The organism is Deinococcus gobiensis I-0, from assembly GCF_000252445.1.
GTDB classification, from domain to species: Bacteria; Deinococcota; Deinococci; order Deinococcales; family Deinococcaceae; genus Deinococcus; species Deinococcus gobiensis.
In genome coordinates this window covers 43,329-61,286 of sequence record NC_017805.1, presented here as the reverse complement: position 1 = coordinate 61,286, position 17,958 = coordinate 43,329, and the positions used below count along the sequence as shown (strand labels likewise).

Below are 17,958 nucleotides of genomic sequence, written 5' to 3'. Positions count from 1 at the left end.
TGCGTAAAACGGCCATGGGTTGCCCTACTCCTTTACGTTTCATGTGCGAGATGTGAGAGAGGAGAGAGAAGCTGTGACAGCCCGCTTCTTAGGCTGGCCTCACCGTAAAACTGCAAGCCGAAGGTTCTGCCGACGTTCCACGTTCCGAAGGCCCGCCCCCTTTCCGCCCGTCCCTCAGGAGGTTCCGCATGACCCGTTCCCGTTCCTTGTTCTGGACGGCCGCCCTTGCCCTGACGACCGGTGCGCTGGCCGTGGGTACCCCCGCCGGCACACGCGTGAGCAACACCGCTACGCTGGATTACAACACGGCGGCAGGTACGCCCGGACAGGCGAGCTCGCTGGCCGTCGAAGTCGTGGTGCGCCAGGTCTACGCCCTGAGCGTCACCCCCGATGCCGACGCGACCAACGTTCCGGCCTCGCGGATTTTCGGGGCCTTTGCCGGTCAGGACCGCCTCGTGTCCTACACGATCACCAACAGCGGCAACGGCAGCGACACCTTCAACCTCAGCGTCGTCCAGCCGACCACCAATGACGATTTCGATTTCACGAACGTCGTCATCTACGCCGACGCCGACAAAAACGGCGTGCCCGACGGCCCAGCGCTGACCTCGGTGACCCTGGCTGCCGACGCCCAGACCAATGTCCTGGTGTCGGTGCGCACCCCGGCGACCGCGCCGGCGGACACGAGCGGCCTGTTCTCGCTGCGCGCCGTGTCGGCGGGCGACGCCACCATCGTGGACGAGAACAACTACGCGCGCGTGAGGGTGACCAACAGCGCGCAGCTGAGCCTGAATTTCAATGCCGCCCCGGCCGGAGCGGTCGCGCCGGGCTCCACCGTCAGCTACGCAGCGACCGGCAGCAACAGCTCGGCCACGGCGGCGGGGGGCGTGACCGGCGTCGTGACGGTAGACGGCGTACCGCGCGACGGCATCTTCGTGCGCGACGTCCTGCCCGGCGGCATGCGCCTGGCGAGCGTGGACCCGACGAGCGGCAGTGTGGCCGGTACGGCAACGCTGCTGTACTCCACCGACGGCGGCACGAACTGGACGGCCACCGCGCCCGCCAACCTCGCGACCGTCAATGCCGTGGGCCTGCTCATCAGCGGGTCGGGGGCCTTCTTCCCTCAGAACAGCACCTATGCCCTGCGCTTCACGGCGACCGTACCGGTGGGCGCGGCGGCGGGCACCGACCTCTCCAATACCGCCACCCTGACCTTCGACGGCAACGGCGACGGCGACGGCGCGGACGCGGGCGAGGCGATCAGCCAGACGACCAACAACACCGTGGCGGGCGTGAGCAGCGCGGCCGTCGGTCCTTTCGGGTTCCCCAACGGCGACGGCGCGGGCACCTACGTCTTCGGCGGGCAGACCATCACCCGCGCGGGCGACGTACAGACGCTGGGCGCACCCGTGACGGCGGGCACCTCGGTCACCTTCAAGCAGACCCTGCTGAACACCGGCAACGCCCTGAACACCTTCAGCGTGGCGGTGGACCAGGCGCCGGCCGGGTGGACCTGCCGCGTGCTGAACGTGGACGCCAACGGCAACACCAGTCCGCTGAGCAGCACCGTGAGCCTGCCGGCCGGGGGCAGCGTGGACCTCGCGGCGCAGTGCGACATTCCGCTGCCCTCGACCAGCCTCCAGAACGCCGAGATCCGGGTGGCGGCGACCCCCAACGGCGGCACGCCCGACTACACCACCGACCGCGTGCCGCAGGTCAACGCCGCCGGACCGGTGGTGCTGGGCAACGGCGACGGCAACGCCGCGACCCCGCCCAGCACTGCGCCCGTCACCGTGACGGCCGCGCCGGGCACCCCCGCCCGCTTCGTACTGGAAGTGCAGAACGGCGCGCCGGTCCCCGAGGCCTACGCCCTGACCTCGACCGTGCCCAGCGGCTACGGCACGCCGGTCTTCTACCTCGACACCAACTGTGACGGCACGCCCGACGGCGCACCCATCACCCAGACCCCGGCCATCGCCCCCGGCGCGACCCTGTGCCTGATCGCGGACGTCACGCCGCCCCCCGGCCGCACGGCAGGCAGCGAGCCGGTGCAGTTCACGGCCACCAGCACCACCACCCCCTCGCGCACCAGCACCGTCACCAACACCGTCGGGGTCAGCGGCGTGGCGGCGGCGACCTTCGTGCCCGACAACGCCGGCACCGCCGTGGCCGGAACGAGCGTGACCTATACGCACACCCTGACAAACACCAGCAACAGCGCCGTGACCGTGGACGTTCCGGCCTTCACGTCGCCCAAGGGCTGGACCTACACCTTCTCGACCGACAACGTCACCTTCTCGCCCAGCCTCACCGGACTGGCGCTGGCGCAGGGCGCGGGCACCCCGGTGTACGTGCGGGTCAGCATTCCGGCGACCTATGTGGCGGTCGCGAACGACAGCGAGGCGGCGGCGATCCGCGCGGTCGTCACGGCCAGCGGGTCGGCTTCGACCAGCACCGTCACGGTCGTGGACACCACGACGGCCCTGCGCACGAGCGCGACCGTCACCAAGGCCGCGGCCCTGTGCACGGCGACCGACAGCAACGGCAACACGAACTGCACCACCGTTTCCCCGCTGGCGAACGGCGCCGCCGTCGCTCCCAAAGATCTGATCCGGTACACCATCGTCGCGACCAACACCGGCGACGCCCCGCAGAACTCGGTCTACGTGAGCGACAGGCTGCCGGACAACACCGACTTCGTGGCGGTCAGCGCCTCGGGCAACGGCGTGAACCTGCGCTACAGCGTGGACAACGGCCAGACCTGGACGACCGCTGCCCCGACCGCTCTGCCGGGCCGCGTCATCTGGATCGGCGTAGACGGCAACAACGACGGCCTCGTGGACGCAAAGGACCTTTTCACGGCGAACCAGAGCTTCACCGTCCGCTTCGACGTGCGGATCCGCTAGGGGGCGGGGCGACGATGCAACAGACCCTGGTCCCCACCCTCATCACCCTTGGCCTCCTGCTGGGGGGCCTCTCGGGAAGGGCGGCGGCCCAGGGCACGGTGCAGAACACCGCGTCCCTGCACGTCGCCGGCTCCGACACTCCCCAGGTCGTCTCGTCCAACACGGTCGAACTGCGCCGTGAACTGCTCTGTTCCCCGGCGCTGAACTTCGGCGCTGTCAACGGTGCCCCGGCCCTTCCGGCCGCGGGCGCCCTGTTCGTGCCCTTCACCCTGCGCCAAGACGGCGCGCCCGGCGAAATCCGGCTGGAAGCCCAGCTGCCGGCCGACCTGGCGTCCTCGCTGCGCACGTCGTTCTTCGCCGATACCAACGGGGACGGCGCGCCCGACGGCGCGGCCCTGAGCAGCGTCACCCTGGCGACCGGCGAGTCGCGCACGCTGCTGCTGGGCCTCTCGGCCAGCCGCGCGGTGCAGTTGCCGGAGGCGCTGGAGGTGGGCGTGTCGGTGTCGTGCGGAGAGCGCCGCACCGTGGCGAGCGTGCGCGTGGCCCTACCGACCCCCGCGCTGAACCTGATCCACCGCGCGGGGGCCGAAACGGTGCGCAGCGGAGAGCGCGCGCCGTTCGTGCTGTCGCTGAGCCATACGGCCACAGAGGCGCTGACGGTCACCGTGCGCGCCCTGGTGCCCACGAACGCCACGTACGTGGCTTCGGCGGGCGACGGCGAGCCTCAGGTCGAGGCCGGCGCGGACGGTCAGGTCCTGACCTGGACCCGCCGCGTGAATCCCGGCGAGCGTCTGGACCTGCCCTACACGCTGCGGGTGGTCGGCGTGGGCAACGGCCGGCTGACCGTGCCGGCCCAGGCCGAGGCGGTCGCCAGCCTGCGCCTGCTCCAGAGCGCCCCGGCCACGGCGCAGGTCCGGATCGTGGACGCGGTCGGGGCACTGGGGACCCTGATCGGCCGCGTCTATGTGGACAGCGACGGCGACGGGCGCTTCGGAGACGGCGATCAGCCGGTGGCCGGAGCGCGCGTCATCCTGCCCAGCGGTCTTCAGGTCCTGACCGATGCGGCGGGCAACTACACCTTCCGCGACCTCGCGCCGGGGCCGTGGCTCGTGGGACTGGACCCGGCGTCCCTGGCCGCCGGGACCCGCGCCCCGCAGAGCTGGCGGCAGACGGCCGAGGTCCGGGGGCTGGCCCGCGCCGACTTCGCCCTGCCGGCCGGAGCGGCCGGGGCAGCCGCAGCGGCCACGGCCACGGCGCAGGCCACCCCGGCCAGCGCCCCCAGCGGCCTGATCCGCTCGCCCCTGCCCGGCACCGTCCTGCGCGGCGGCACGGACACGGGCGTCGTGCTCGAAGGCCCGGCGCAGGGCGCGCTGGACCTGTGGGTCAACGGCGTGCAGGTGGGGGCCGACCGCCTGGGCCAGCAGGGTCCGGGCGAAGCTCCCGGAACCCGGCGCCTGACCTACGTGGGCGTGGCGCTGCGGCCCGGCCTGAACGTGATCGAGGCCCGCACGGACAGCGGACGCGAAACGGTCGAGGTGACGGTCGCGGGCGCGATCCGGACCCTGAGCGTGCGGCCCGTGACGCTGCTGGCCGACGGCCACACCCCGCTGGAGATCGAGATTCAGGCGCTCGACGCGGCGGGCGTGGCCGGGGGTCAGGGCTTCGTGACGGTCGACACCGACGCCGAGCCCCTGACCCCCGACGCCGCTCCGGCCGAGAGCGGCTATCAGGTCGCCCTGAGCGGCGGCGTGGCCCGGCTGCGGCTCGCGCCGGTCGCGACGGGGCGCGAGATCACCGTGCGGGCGGCCCTGGGCGGCCTCGAAACCCGCACACGGCTCTACGCGGGCCAGGCCTCCGGCTCGCTGTCGCTCTACCAGGGCAGCGTGGGGGCACAGTTCGGCGCGGACGGCGTGCAGGTGCGTGCCCAGGCCCGTGCCTACGCCGAGGGCCCGCTGCTAGGCGGACAGGTACGCGCCGCCCTGGACACCGGCGGCCTGCCCGATTCGCCCACCGCGCCGCGTTTCCCGGTCACGGGCAGCGCGGCCGAGGCCCAGCCCGCCCTGCGCTCGGCCGACGGCTTCGCCGTGCGCTACGACCGCGGCGACCTGAGTCTGGGCTACTTCGCCGCGCCGCTGGGCATACCGGGCCTGAACACGCTGGGCGCGGGCACGGCCCTGCGCGCCGAGGTGCGCGGTCCGGTGCGCGTGCAGGGCTTCGCGGGCCTGATCGCCCCGGCGCTGGACGTGGTCACGCTGCGCGCCGACGGTGGCCGGACCTACCGGCTGCCCCAGGCCGCACAGCCCGGCACCGAGCGCGTCAGCGTGCGCTCGGCCGGACAGGAGCGGCTGCTCGTTCCCGGTCAGGACTACATCCTGGAGGAAGGGGGGCTGCTGGTCCTCGCCTCGCCCCTCTCGGCCTTCGACGAGAGCTTCGCGCCGGTCGAGATCGTGGTGAATTTCGCGCCGCTGGGCAGCGAACGCAGCCTGGTGGCCGCCGGGGTCGGGGCCGAATACGCCAGCGGTCCCTGGAGCGTGCAGGCTGGCGCGGCGTGGCTGGGGCGCCTCTATTTCGGCGCTTCGGCGGCGTACACCACCCCCGAGCTGCGCGCGCGCCTGGCCTACGCCCAGGACCCGCTCTACCCGCAGGGCCGCCTGAGCGCCGAGTTGCGCGGCGAGCGGGGCCCGCTGAGCGCCGACGCCAACCTGAGCGCCGTGGCGGGCGAGCAGCCACTGGGCACCGCCTCGGTGAGCTACCGCCTGAACGACACCCGCCTGACCCTTCGCCAGCGCTTCGAGACCACGGGCGCACGCAGCGAGGCGACGGCCGAGCGCCGCTTCGGGGCGCTGTCGCTGGGGGCCGGGGCCGATTACGACTGGAACACGGGCAGCTTCGGCGTGCTGGGACTGGGCCGCTACGAATCGGGCCGCCTGAGCGCCGACGTGCAGCACGCCCAGCCCGTCACCGGCTCGGGCCGCGCGCCCGAAACCCGGTTCGGCGTGCGCTACGCGGTGACCGATACCCTCAGCGCCGAGGCGCTGGTGCGCCAGATCTGGGGCCGTGGACCCGGCGCCGGGCCCACCGGCGAATTCGCCCTGCGCCAGCGCGTGGGCCGCTCGAACTTCAGCGTGGCGTACCTGCTGCCGGGCGCGGCCGGGGAATCCTCGCGCGCCCGCTTCGGGCTGGACGTGCCGCTGGCCCTGAACGAGCACCTGGGGGCCAACCTGAGCGCCAGCGTGGACCGCGACATGTCCTCGGGGACCCTTGGGGCGACCGTGGGCGCGGGGCTGCGCTACGCCGACGAGCGGCTGGTGGCGACCCTGGGCGGCGAGGTGGGCCTGAGCAACGGGCAGCCCCGCGCGGCGCTGCGCGGCGGCGTGACCGGGCAGCTCGGTGAAGGCCAGACCATCTCGCTGGACGCCAACGGGCAACTGCTGCCCACCCCCGAGGCCCGCGTCGGCCTGAGCTACGCGCTGCGCCGCGAGGACTTCTCGCTGCTCACCACCCACCGCCTCACCACCGGCACGACCCTGCCGCCGGGCACGCTGGGCAGCGACCCCGGCACCGTGCTGGAAGGCGAGGCCCAGGCCAACGTGGCCCTGTCGCGCCGGCTGCTGAACCGTCCCCTGAGCCTGCAACCCTCCGTGTCCTACCGCGTGCCGCTGGGCGACGCCGAGGGCAGTGTCCTGGGCCTGACCCTGGGGGCCGTGGTGGACGTGACCGACCGCTTCGGCGTCGGGGCGGGGGCCGGGCTGGTCTGGCTGCCCGTGCTGGGCCAGACCGACCACGGCGCCACCCTGGACCTGCGCTACCGCCTGACCGGCCCCGAGCAACCGCTGTGGGTCGTCGCGGGCTACACCTGGGGCCGCGTACCCGGCGCGGCCGGCGGCCTGTGGAACACCCAGAGCGGCTTCTCGGTTCGCCTCGACTTCTCGGGCGGCCGCGTCTCCGGAGCTCCGGTCTCCGGCGCGGCCCCCACCGATTCCACCCGTGCAGGAGGCACTCCATGAGCCGGCTTGCGTCTGAGTCCCGCACTCGCGGACAGGTGCCGGACGCGCGTCGTCCATCGCCCGGTCTTCGCCCCTTTTCTCTCCATTCCGCCCGGACTGCGCTGCGCGCGCTGCGCAGCCGCGCCGGAGCCCACGCGGCGCGCGCCCTGGTCACGCTGCTGTGCCTGGCCGGCCTGGTTCCGGTCAGCCTCGGCTCGGCGCAGAGCTGCCGGGGCGGGGCCTGCGTGGCCGTCGGTCCCCGGCTGGCCAGCGTGGACAGCAAGCAGGGACCGCTGCTGAACCTGCTGCTGAATACCCTGCTGCCCGGCACGGCCGTCAACCTCTCGGTGGTCGACTGGAACGGCCTGACGCAGGGCTCGGTCGGCCTGAACGCCCTGCTGGAGCGGCTGCGCCTGAACCTCAACCTGTCGAGCACCGCCCAGGTGCTGAGCACCGACCTGAGTGTCGGCCAGCTCGTCACGGCGCTGGCGCAGGTCGCGCAGGCCGACGGCAACACGGCCCAGGTGAGCGCCCTGAACGCGCTGGGCACGCAGCTCGGCGCGCTGGGCGGGCGCATCCGCCTGGGCGACCTGCTGAACATCCAGCTTCCCTCGGGCGCGCTCGCGGACATCCGCCTCAATGTGCTGGACCTCCTCACCGGCAGCCTTCAGCTCTACAACTTCCGTAACGTGGCGACCACGCCGACCCCCATCACGGTCGATCCGGCGGCCCTGGGCCTGTCCGGCCTCGCCTCGCTGAGGGTGTACGCGCAGGTCGTCGAGCCGCCGGTCTACACCTGCGGCCCGGCCGGAACCACCCTGCACACCGCCGCCATCCGCCTCAAGCTGGATGTGGAGCTGACGCAGGGCCTCTCGGTGGACGCGAGCACCCTGACCAGCCTGACGGCGGCCGTGTCCTCCATCCTTCCCTTGGGCCTCCGGGTCCAGGCCGGGGCCACGCAGCAAAACGGCCTGCTGAAACTGAGCGTGTACGCCGAGGTCGCCAAGGCCGAAGGCACCATCGCCAGCATCGACCCCGTGGGCGGAGTGCTGACCCTCACGGCCCGGCCCGGCATAGCCGACCTGTACATCGGCCAGATCGCCGACTCGGTGTTCTTCAACCGCAGCCGCATCCTGAGCCCGGCCGACGTGACCCCGGCGACGGCCGCCAACCTGACGGTCAACCTGAATCTGGCGACCACCCTCGCGCCCAACACCACCCTGGCGACGGTCACGGTGCCGGTCACGGTGCAGGTGCGCTCGGTCGCCAGCGGCACCCCGGCGACCCAGACCGGTACCTTCAGCGGTTCCTTTCCCCAGACGCGGACCTTTACCTCGGGTACCGTCTCCATCGCCTCCCTGACCACCACGCTCGTGAACAACCTGGAGATCAGCCTTCTGGGCGGGGGGGCGACCGTCAGCGTCCTGGTGCCCAATCCCCTGCTCAACAACCTGAACCTGACCGCCATCACGAACACGGTCATCTCGACCCTGACCACGCCGCTGAAGACGGCGACCACCAACGTGGTCGGGCCGGTCCTGACGGCCGTGCTGGGGGACGTGGTGGATCCCCTGCTGGGGCTGCTGGGCATCCGCGTGGGGCAGGCCGTGTTTACGGTGCTCGGGGTCAACAGCCTGTGCACGGTCAGCGGCGTGGTCTACCGCGACGTGCAGCCCGACGGCGTGCGCGACCCCGGCGAGGAGTCGGGCGTACCCGCCGTCTCGGTCAACCTCGTGCAGAACGGGCAGATCACGGGGACGGCCGCACTGAGCGGCAGCGGCAGCTATTCGCTGGCCGACGTGCCCTCGGGGCAGTACCGCCTGATCGTGACGAACTCGGGCAGCAACCCGACCCCGGCGCCGCCCGCCGGCTGGCTGTTCGTGAACCCGGAAACCGGTGCGCGGGACGTGACCGTCGCGGCCCAGCCGGTCACGAACCAGGACTTCGGACTGTTCGCGGGCGCGCGGGTACGCGGCGTGCTGTTCCGCGACGACGGCCGGGACACGTCGGCCACCGTCAACAACGCGGCCCCCAACAACGCGGTGCAGGAAGGGACCGAACCGGGCCTGAGCGGCGTGACCGTGAGCCTGAGCGCCGCCGGCACCACCCGCACCGTCCAGAGCGCTGCGGACGGCACCTACGCCCTCTACTGGCCCGCCAGCCTGGGCACCGCCGCCGCCCTGACGGTCACGGGCAGCGGGATCACCCCCACAGGCTACGACCAGGGGGCCGGCACTTCGCCCGTACTGGCGACCGACCTCAGCGGGACAGGCGTGAGCCCGCTGGCCCTGGACGTGTCGGCTGGGCGCGACCTCGTGCGGCGCTTCGGGCTGGTGGGCCTCTCGACCTTCACCCCCGACGGCAACGCGACGGCCTTCAGTCCGGGCACGGCGAGTTACACCCACCTGTTCCGGCCCGGCACCCAGGGCAGCGTGACCCTCACGGCCACGGCGAACGGGACGCCGGGCGCGACCTCCACCTTCTTCCGCGACCTGAACTGCGACGGCACCGTGCAGGCGTCCGAGCGCGTCGCCGTGACGACCTTCACCGTGGACGACAGCTGGCCACGCGACCCGGACGGCCGCCTGAGCGCGTGCGCCATCGAGGTGCAGGTCACCGTCCCGAAAGACCTGAACGCCGGCGACAAGGACACACGTGACGTGGAGGCCCGCCTGACGTGGTCGGGCAGCGCCGTGACGGACCCGCGCACGGTGCGCGACACGACCACCGTGGTCGTGCTGGGCCGGGCCACCCTGACCAAGACCGTGCGCAACCTGACCTCCGGCGGGGCAGGCTCCAGCGCCACCGCCCTTCCGCAGGAGAAGCTCGAATACTGCCTGACCTACCGCAACGACGGCAGCGACCTCCTGAGCGACCTGCGACTGGCCGACGATTTCAATGCTCCCCTGGTCTACGTGCCCGGCACCCTGACCCGTGACGGCGCGCCCCTGACCGACGCCGCCGGCGACGACGACGGCGAGGTCACGGGGCGGCAGGTACGGGTGAGGATTCCCACCCTGGCTCCGAACGCCTCGGGCCAGAGCTGCTTCACGGTGCAGGTCCCCTGAGGCCGCGCGGCCTTCCCCGGCCATGAGCGACCGGCCCCCTGCTGACGGGGGCCGGTCGCTCATGACCTGCGGGACGGCCTTACTGGCCGACGCGTACCTGCACGCCGCCGGTCACGTAGGTCACTTCCGCGTTTGCCCCGTTCACGGTCACGCGGTCGAACCGGCCCTGCACGCTGCGGGCACGGATTACGGTGACCAGGGTGCCCGCCGCCGGTTTCTGGGCGAAGGTCACGCTCAGGGTGCCGCCCACCACGGCGTCGCCGCCGATCTTCAGGCTGTCCTGCGCGCCTTCGAGCCGCAGGTCCAGGACCGCGCCCGACACCTGGCCGTAGTTGCCCGCGATGGAGGCCTCGCCCGTCACGTCGCTGAGCAGGGTGCCGCCGCCGACATACACATCTCCCCGGCCGAACGCGCCCGCCGAGTCGCCCGCCAGCGTACCCGCCTGGACCCAGGTGCCGCCCGAGTAGGTGTTCGCGCCGCTCAGGCGCAGCTGCCCGCTGCCCAGCTTGACGAGCTGTCCCGTCCCCGAGATGTCGTTGCGCCAGCGGTCGAGGGCATTGAAGCCGCCCTTGCCCGCATCCATGGTCACGCGCACGTCGCCGCTGAGCGCGCCGTAGCCGTCGGCCGCCGCGACGAGGTTCAGGCGGCCCCAGCCCTCGGCGTCGTCGAGGATGGGATAGCCCGAATCCAGGGCCGTGGTCTTGAGGACCGCGCGGCGCTGCGCGGCGTCGAGGTACGGCAGACGCGTTTCGAGCAGCACCTCTGCGCCCTTGGGCACGGCCGCCGTCTGGCCGGAGGCCCCCACACGCGGCAGGCCGTAGGTCATGCGGGCCAGGTAGGTGGCGCGGTTGGTGGCCGGGTCGGCATAGGGATCACTGCTCAGCGGGGCGCTGTGGGCCGCTGCGAAGAAGGTGTCGGCGGTGCTGCCCGTGCGCGCCTGGAGATATTTCTGCGCCTGGGCGTAGCCGTTGGCCTTGATCGCTGCGTTGGCCGGGTCGTTCAGGATGGCTGCCGCGTGGGCGGTCGCCATCAGGCGCGCGCCCATCACGTCCACAGTCGAGTGCATGCCCGCGAGAATGCGGTCCTGGCCCAGGTCCGAGGCGCGGGTCAGGAGTTCCTGGAAGCGCTCGGGCACCGCGTAGGCCAGCGCCAGCGCCGCGAGGTACGCCCCGTTCGTATGGCCGCTCGGGAAACCGCCGTCGGTGGCGGGGGTGGAGCTGCGCGCCAGCAGCAGCGAGGGCGCGACGATCACCGAGGTGCTCTGCCGCCAGGGGCGCGGGTAGAGGTAGAAGGCCTTGGCCGGGCTGGTCGAGAGGCTGCGCACCGTCCCTACGAGCTTGACAGTGTCGCCCAGGTCGGCCGAGGTCACGTCGCCCCCGGCGTTGCTGGTGTTGGTGTCGTCCTCCTTGGCGGCGGAGGTCGCGGCCCGGAACGCCGCGAAGCTGCCGTAGGAGGCGTAGGGCTTGATGCTCGTCGCCGCGCGCGCGCCGCTGCGGTAGGCGTCGGTCAGCGGGCCGAGGCCGCTCTGGACGCTGTAGGTCTGGTTCTGGCGGTCGTCGTAGTAGGCGGCGATCTCCTGCGCCTCGGTGCGCTCCTGCGTGACCTTGACCGAGTAGTTCAGGCTGGCGTCCAGCACTGCCGAGTTCAGGACCGTTCCGGTGTCCCAGGTCGCGCCGGGCTTCCAGAGCTGCGCGAAGCCGCTCAGCAGGGCGACGCCGGCCGTGCCTTCTTTCTGGAGTGCGGCGTAGTTGTCCACGTAGGCCGCGACGCCGGGCACCGGCACCGTTTCGGCTGCCCCGCGCGACGCGGGAGCCGTTGCGGTAGGCGCGGTGACCGACATGCTGGACGTGCAGGCCGAGAGCAGCAGGGTACCGAGAAGGAGACTGCCGGCCGAAAGGGGGCGCAGGAAAGACATGAAGGGGACCTTAAGCACCGATCTTCAGCGGCGCGTCAGCCGGGCAGCCTCCCCTCTCCCGGCCCTATCGTTCCCCGTGGGCTGCGTGGGCGCTGCCGGCGTGGCTGGGCGGAGCCTGGGTGGTCAGCGCCGCCGTGACCCCGACCACCGCCAGCAGCACCGCCGCCTCGCGGGCCAGGGCGGCGCGTACGCCGAGCTGCCGGGCAAAGCGCCGCCGGACCGCCACGGCCGCCAGCAGGGCCAGCGCCACCAGACCGAGTTTCAGCAGCAGGGTGCGGCCGTAGGCGGTCCCCGTCCACTCGGCCAGCGACGACAGGTGCTCGGCAGCCATCAGCAGGCCCGTGACCGCCAGCACCCCGACACCGCCCAGGGCGGCCGGGGTAAAGCGCCGCGCCTGCGCCGCCGTGGCCGGGCGGCTGAGGAGCAGTGCCAGGACCCCGCCCAGCCAGACCGCCATACCTCCGGCGTGCAGGGCGTGCAGCAGCCGCACTCCCGGGCCATGCCCGGCCCCGTGGCCCAGGCCGGCCGCGCCCCAGAGGATCAGGGCCGCGCAGGGCAGGGCCAGGGCCCTGGGCCAGCCGCTCAGCTCGGCGGCCAGCAGCAGCGCCGCGCCCATCAGGCCCAGCAGCAGGCTACGGCCCGCGCCCGTGTCGGTCAGGTAGGCCAGCGCGTCGGTCGGGGCAGTCATGCCCAGCACGTTCAGGGTCAGGGCGGCCTGCCCTCCCCAGCCGAGCAGCAGCAGCGCCGCCCCCAGGCCGGGCACCCACAGGGGCGGCGTTCCCGGCGTGAGCGCGCGCCGGGTCCACACCCCCCCCAGCAGCAGGGTCAGGCCCAGAAACCCCAGGCCGCCGAGCAGCGCCGTCACGTGCGCCTCACTGCACCTTGAAGGTGCTGAAGCCGGTGACCGGGTGCCCGTCTTCCGACAGGATCTTCCAGGCGACGACATAGGTGCCCGCCTTGAGGCCCGGCTTCAGGGGCAGGCCGAGCTGGGCGGCCAGGGTGGCGCGTTCCAGCGGCAGGCTGACCACCTTCGCGGAGTCGGCCTTTTCGGCCAGGGCGGCGGCGGCGGCGGCCTGCGGGGCCATCCCGGCAGGCACGGCCATCACGCGGAAGGTGCTGAAGCGCAGTTCGATGGGCTCGCTGAACCTGAGCTGCACCCTTCTGGGCGGCGCGACGGTCGCGTTCATGGCGGGCGTGACGGCCGTGACGGCCGTGTGCGCCAGGGCGCTGGACAGACCCAGGGCCAGCAGCAGGGCAATTCGCTTGTTCATGGAAAACCTCCGGCCCGGCGACGCGGGGCCGCCGGGCGGGTCACGTGGTCAGGGCGTGGCCGCGCCCGGCCGTTTACTTGACGGTCGTCTTGCTCGCCGGCGTCTGCTCGGGATTGGTATCGTCCCAGGCGACGACGCTGCCGTCGGCGTAGGTCTGGTAGACCTTCCAGGCCACCTCACCGGGCTGCGCGGGGTTGCGCGCCTGAAAGAAGAAGCGGGCGTATTCCTGCGGCGCGACGCGGCCCCGCCAGGTCACCTCGGTGATCAGGCCGTCGGCGTTCTTGACCACGCTACGGGTAAAACCCGGCAGCACCTGGAAGCGGGTGATGGTCACGCCCGCCGGCACCACGAGGCGCACGGCCGTGGTGGGAATCTCCTTTTCGGTCGGGACGTTCAGGCGGTAGGTCTCGCTGACCCCGGCCTTGCTCTCGGTCAGGCCCGTCTCGGTGCGGACGGTGGCGTGTGCGGCGGCGAAAGACAGCAGCAGGGCGGCGGACAGGGTCATCAGGGTGTTGAAACGCAGCATAGGGGTGGCCTCGGGGATGGGTCGGGAAGGATGGGACCGGCCACCGCGCAGGCGATCTCCGCGCCGCGCGGTCCCGGCCCCGCAGAGGGGCGGGCGGAGCAGGCCGCCTGACCCCGGGTCCCGGCCATGAGGCCCGTCTCTGGGGTCAGCGGCGCGCGCTGCGGGGCGGGGCCCGCGCGTCGGCGTGGCGCACGGCGGCCAGCTGCGGCTCTGGACGCGCCGCCCGGGCCCGCACCACCTGCGCCGCGAGGCCGAAAATGAAAATGGCCGGTTGCGCCTCCAGCGCGAACCCGGCAGTCAGGCAGAACGGACAGTGGGCGTCCGTGTAGTGATCATGATGGGGGGGAGCGTTGGGCGCGGCGTCACTCAGGCCGGGCGCGGCGGCCGGCGACGTGGCCGCGTGGGCATGTCCCCCGGCCTCTGCGTGCGCCGGTCCCGCGCCCGGCATGTCCATCCCGGCCATCCGGTCCGGTGCGGCCTCGGCCTGCCGCGTGGCCCCGGCCGACACCGCCACCCACACGCCGGGCAGGCCCAGTCCCCCCGCCTGCGGACTGCGGGCGAGGTGGGCCACCGAGGCGAGCAGGGTGAGAACCACCAGCAGCCACCGCTGGCCGCGCGGCCAGAGGGCGAACTGGGGTTCGGAGCTCAGGAACATTCGTGGCCCACCCTAGCGCACGCTCCCGGGCAACATGTCCTGCCGCGCGCAGGCGGCAGGCCAAAAAAAAGGAGCCCCGAAGGGCTCCCGTGTGTTCGGGGGAGGGCTTACCAGCGGTCGTCGCGGCGGGCCGGACGGTCGTTGTACGAGCTGACCGGAGCAGCCTTGGTCACGACGATGTTCTTGGCCTGGGGGCCCTTGCCGCGCTGGCCTTCTTCAATTTCGAATTCGACTTCGTCGCCTTCGTTGAGCTTCTTGAAGCCGCTGCCCTGGATCGCGCTGAAGTGCGCGAACACGTCGGGACCGCCCGCCGACTCGATGAAACCGAAACCCTTCTCCGCGTTGAACCACTTCACTTTACCGTTAGCCATACTCAACCCCTTGACCAAGCACAACAACAGCACACGAGCTTGCCTCGTGCGCCTTTCACTGCGTACTTGGGAACTACTGAATGCACACTATACGCCTCTCGCCCCCACGATAGCAACTGGTCTTACAGAAGGGCGCGTGGGGCCTGTCCCGGTCAGGCGGCCGGGAGCGCCCGGGACCCGGGAAAGGTGACGCTCAGGCGCGCGCCGCCCAGCGGACTCTCGCCGGCCTGCGCCGCGCCGCCGTGGGCCTGGGCGAGCGCCTGCACGATGGCGAGGCCCAGACCGCTGCCGCCGGTATCGCGCGCGCGGCTCTCGTCGAGGCGGGTAAAGCGGGTGAACACCGCCTCACGGCTGCCCGCCGGAATGCCCGAGCCGTCGTCGTCGACGAACAGCACCACGCCGCCCCCCTCGCGGGGCCCGACCTGCACGCGCACCTGCGCGCGGGCGTGGCGCAGCGCGTTCTCGACGAGGTTGGTCACGACCTGACGCACGCGGTCGGGGTCGGCATACAGCGGAGCGGGCGCGGCCTGCACGTCGAGCCGCACGCCCCGGCGCGCCGCCTGGTCCTGAAGTCCGCCCACGACCTCGGCGGCGAGGTGTCCGAGTTCGGTGTCGCGCAGCTTCAGGGCCAGCCGCCCGGCGTCCGCGAGGGTGAGGGTGCGCAGGTCCCCGACCAGCCGCGTCAGGAGCTGCGTCTGCGTGCTGAGCAGGGCGATCTGGCTGGTATTCAGCGGGTACACGCCGTCCTCCAGGGCGTCGAGCCGGGCCTGCATCACCGCGATGGGGGTCCGCAGCTCGTGGGCGATGTCGGCCACCGCCTGCTGCCGCTCGCGTTCCAGGGCCTGGAGGCTCTGGGCCATCTCGTTGAAGGAGCGGGCCAGGTCGATGATTTCACGCTCGCCGCTGGCCCAGGGGATACGCGACTCGGGCGGCGGCCAGGGCGCGCGTACGGCGAGGTCGCCCTGTGCCAGCCGCCGCGCCGCCTGCGAGACGGCCGTGATGGGCCGCGCCAGCCGCCGCGAGAGCCAGAAGGCCAGCGCCGCCGAGGCGAGCGCCGCGACCAGCCCCACCTGCACGAGGCTGTCCTGGATGTTGCGCAGGAAGTCCTGTGAGCGCCGGCTGTCGGGCGGAGTCCAGCGGCGGCCGCCGCTGCCGGGGGTGGCCGCGTTGCCGCTGGCCTCCCCGCCCGTCCCCGGCGTAGTGTCCGCGCCGGAGGTGCGGCCGGCCGTCTGCGTGCGGCGCACCCGCGCGCCGTCCTCGACGACCGTCACGCGCCCGGCGGCCGTGACCGTCTCGCCGGCCACGCCGGGGCTGCTCCAGCCGGGCGGCAGGTAGGGATCGGCCGGCGACCCGGTGCGGATCTCGGGCACCGGCGGCGTGGGCGTGAGCACCTGCCCCTGACGCTGGGCCTCCTGCTGCGCGCGCAGGTAGGCCTGCACCTCGGGCGGCAGACGCCGGAACTCGCGCTCGACCGCCAGGTTGGAAAAGAAGAAGGTGCTGCCCAGCGCGAGCGCCACCACCGCCAGCATCGCCAGCAGCAGCACGGCCGCCAGCGGCGGAGCGCGCCGGCCCCCGGGGACGCCAGGCGGCTGGGTCAAGAGGCCGCCTCCAACCGGTAGCCCACGCCGCGCACGGTGCGCAGCATGCCCGGTGCGCCCGCCGCGTCCAGTTTGCGCCGCACGCTGGCGAGGTGGGCGTCCACCACGCGCTCCAGGGCGTCGCTGTCGGGCAGGGCGTGGGCGAGCAGTTCCTCGCGGGTGAAGGCCCGCCCCGGCACCTCGGCCAGTTGCGCGAGCAGCCGGAACTCGGCCGGGGTGAGGCTCAGGGCCTGCCCGTCCACGCGGGCGGCCACCGCGCGGCGGTCCACCTCCAGGCTGCCCACGCGCAGCGGGCGGTCCTCGGAGTCGCCCAGCAGCTGACTGGCGCGGCGCAGCACCGCCTTGACGCGCGCCATCACCTCGCGGGGACGAAAGGGCTTGACCACATAGTCGTCGGCCCCGAGTTCCAGGCCCACGATCTGGTCGGTCTCCTCGGCGCGCGCCGTGACCAGGATGACCGGGGTGGCGCCCGCAGCGCGCACGGCCTTGAGCACCTCCAGGCCGCTGCGCCCCGGCAGCATCACGTCGAGCAGGATCAGGTCGGGGTGCGCCGCCCGGAACACCGTGAGGGCCGCGTTGCCGTCGGCGGCCCGCTCGGTGCGGTAGCCCTCCTGCCGAGCGTAGGCTTCCAGCACCTCCGCAAGTTGCGGCTCGTCCTCGACGATCAAGATCAGGGCGCTCATGACCGCATGGTAGAGGCCCGGCGTGAAGGCCCTGCGAAGGGGCGGCGGGGCGTCTTCGACAAATCTTCAAAAAAGGTGCGAACCCCCTTCTCACAGGGGCGCGATGCTGCGCCGCATGAACGCTCCTCCCCTGCCCCGGCCCTCGCCCGACCGGACTGCCGCGCGCCGAACGCGGCGGCCCGGAAGCCTGCTGCTCGGCCTGGCCCTGCATCTGGGAACCCTGGGGCTGGGCGCGCTGGGCCCGGGCAGCCTGGCCGCCGCCCAGACCGCCCAGACGGCCCCCGCAGCCACCGAGCTCACCCTGGACGCCGCCCTGGCGCGGCTGGCCCAGGCCCCCAGCGTGACGCAGGCGAGCCTGAGCGTGGGGGTGGCCCAGACCAACCTGAACGCCGCGCGCGCCGCCCTGGGCCTGAGCGTGAGCGTCAGCGGCAACGCGGGCTACACGGGCGGCGGCGCCGCGACCGACAGCAGCGGCGAGACGACCACCGGAGCCGGCAGCCTGAGCGGCAGCGCGGGCGTGAACGTGAGCCTGGGCCTGCTGCCCTGGTCGAGCAGCCAGAACAGCCTGCTGGCCGCCCAGCGCAGCCTGACCCTGGCACAGTCGCGGCTGGTCGCGGCCCAGGCGGCCGCGCGCCTGAACGTCGCCCAGCAGTACCTCGCGGGCGTGATCGCCACGCAGGACGTGACGCTGGCCGACCAGACCCTGGCCCTGCGCCAGCGGCAGCTGGAGGTCGCCCAGACTCAGCGCCAGAGCGGCAACGCCACCGACGAGGACGTGCTGAGCGCCCAGGCGGCGGTGCAGTCGGCGCAGGCCACGCAGCTCCAGGCGCGCGCCAGCCTGGACGCCGCGCGCCTGGGCCTGGGCGCGGCGCTGGGCACCGACCTCGGCGCGGTCAGCTTCACGACGGCCCCCGGCGAGAGCTTCACGCTGCCGGACCTCGCGGCGCTGGTCGCCCGGGCGCGGGGCACCCTGCCCGAC

At 73.0% G+C, this 17,958-nt stretch carries 11 protein-coding genes and 1 pseudogene; 4 read left to right on the top strand and 8 right to left on the bottom strand.

All coding sequences use genetic code 11. The features are described 5' to 3' along the window. Positions 1 to 188: 188 nt before the first annotated feature. From DGO_RS15290 to DGO_RS21205, 3 genes are read left to right on the top strand one after another with little or no spacing between them, the layout of a single operon-like run. Positions 189 to 2,906 carry a DUF11 domain-containing protein gene (locus DGO_RS15290; protein WP_014695452.1) on the top strand — a complete coding sequence of 906 codons (2,718 nt, stop codon included), beginning with the start codon at positions 189 to 191 and terminating at the stop codon, positions 2,904 to 2,906. A 14-nt stretch (positions 2,907 to 2,920) separates the two neighbouring features. Beyond that, positions 2,921 to 6,913, top strand: a complete 3,993-nt coding sequence (locus DGO_RS24040; protein WP_014695451.1) for a hypothetical protein — start codon at positions 2,921 to 2,923, stop codon at positions 6,911 to 6,913. Further along, complete coding sequence (locus DGO_RS21205; protein WP_145975430.1) at positions 6,910 to 9,960, top strand: SdrD B-like domain-containing protein; 3,051 nt, start codon at positions 6,910 to 6,912, stop codon at positions 9,958 to 9,960. The genes DGO_RS24040 and DGO_RS21205 overlap by 4 nt, the downstream gene beginning before the upstream one ends. 79 nt (positions 9,961 to 10,039) lie before the next feature. Here DGO_RS21205 and DGO_RS24760 read toward each other — a convergent pair whose 3' ends face one another. The 8 genes from DGO_RS24760 to DGO_RS15240 form a co-directional block, all read right to left on the bottom strand. After that, the gene (locus tag DGO_RS24760; RefSeq protein ID WP_014695450.1) at positions 10,040 to 11,875 is read right to left on the bottom strand and encodes an autotransporter-associated beta strand repeat-containing protein; all 1,836 of its coding nucleotides are present in this window, start codon (positions 11,873 to 11,875) and stop codon (positions 10,040 to 10,042) included. 64 nt (positions 11,876 to 11,939) lie between these two features. Continuing rightward, positions 11,940 to 12,740, bottom strand: coding sequence for a CopD family protein (locus tag DGO_RS15270; RefSeq protein ID WP_014695449.1), 801 nt, complete (start codon positions 12,738 to 12,740; stop codon positions 11,940 to 11,942). Between the two features lie 7 nt (positions 12,741 to 12,747). Further along, a complete protein-coding gene (locus tag DGO_RS15265; protein ID WP_014695448.1) occupies positions 12,748 to 13,146 on the bottom strand; it encodes a copper resistance CopC family protein in 399 nt (132 codons plus the stop codon). 73 nt (positions 13,147 to 13,219) lie between these two features. Then, on the bottom strand, positions 13,220 to 13,672 hold the full coding sequence (locus DGO_RS15260) for a DUF1775 domain-containing protein (RefSeq protein WP_014695447.1): 453 nt from the start codon (positions 13,670 to 13,672) through the stop codon (positions 13,220 to 13,222). Positions 13,673 to 13,817: 145 nt separating this feature from the next. Next, positions 13,818 to 14,327: a hypothetical protein gene (locus DGO_RS15255; protein ID WP_014695446.1), complete on the bottom strand. Its 510-nt coding sequence runs from the start codon at positions 14,325 to 14,327 to the stop codon at positions 13,818 to 13,820. Positions 14,328 to 14,434: 107 nt separating this feature from the next. Beyond that, a complete protein-coding gene (locus DGO_RS15250; RefSeq protein ID WP_014695445.1) occupies positions 14,435 to 14,698 on the bottom strand; it encodes a cold-shock protein in 264 nt (87 codons plus the stop codon). Between the two features lie 152 nt (positions 14,699 to 14,850). Next, positions 14,851 to 16,296 carry a sensor histidine kinase gene (locus DGO_RS15245; protein WP_043804106.1) on the bottom strand — a complete coding sequence of 482 codons (1,446 nt, stop codon included), beginning with the start codon at positions 16,294 to 16,296 and terminating at the stop codon, positions 14,851 to 14,853. After that, positions 16,293 to 16,979: a response regulator transcription factor gene (locus DGO_RS15240; protein ID WP_014695443.1), complete on the bottom strand. Its 687-nt coding sequence runs from the start codon at positions 16,977 to 16,979 to the stop codon at positions 16,293 to 16,295. The genes DGO_RS15245 and DGO_RS15240 overlap by 4 nt, the downstream gene beginning before the upstream one ends. Positions 16,980 to 17,082: 103 nt before the next feature. Between DGO_RS15240 and DGO_RS24355 the strand changes: the two are divergent. Next, a pseudogene (locus DGO_RS24355) lies at positions 17,083 to 17,799 on the top strand (TolC family protein); the annotation flags it as partial. Positions 17,800 to 17,958: the final 159 nt, after the last annotated feature.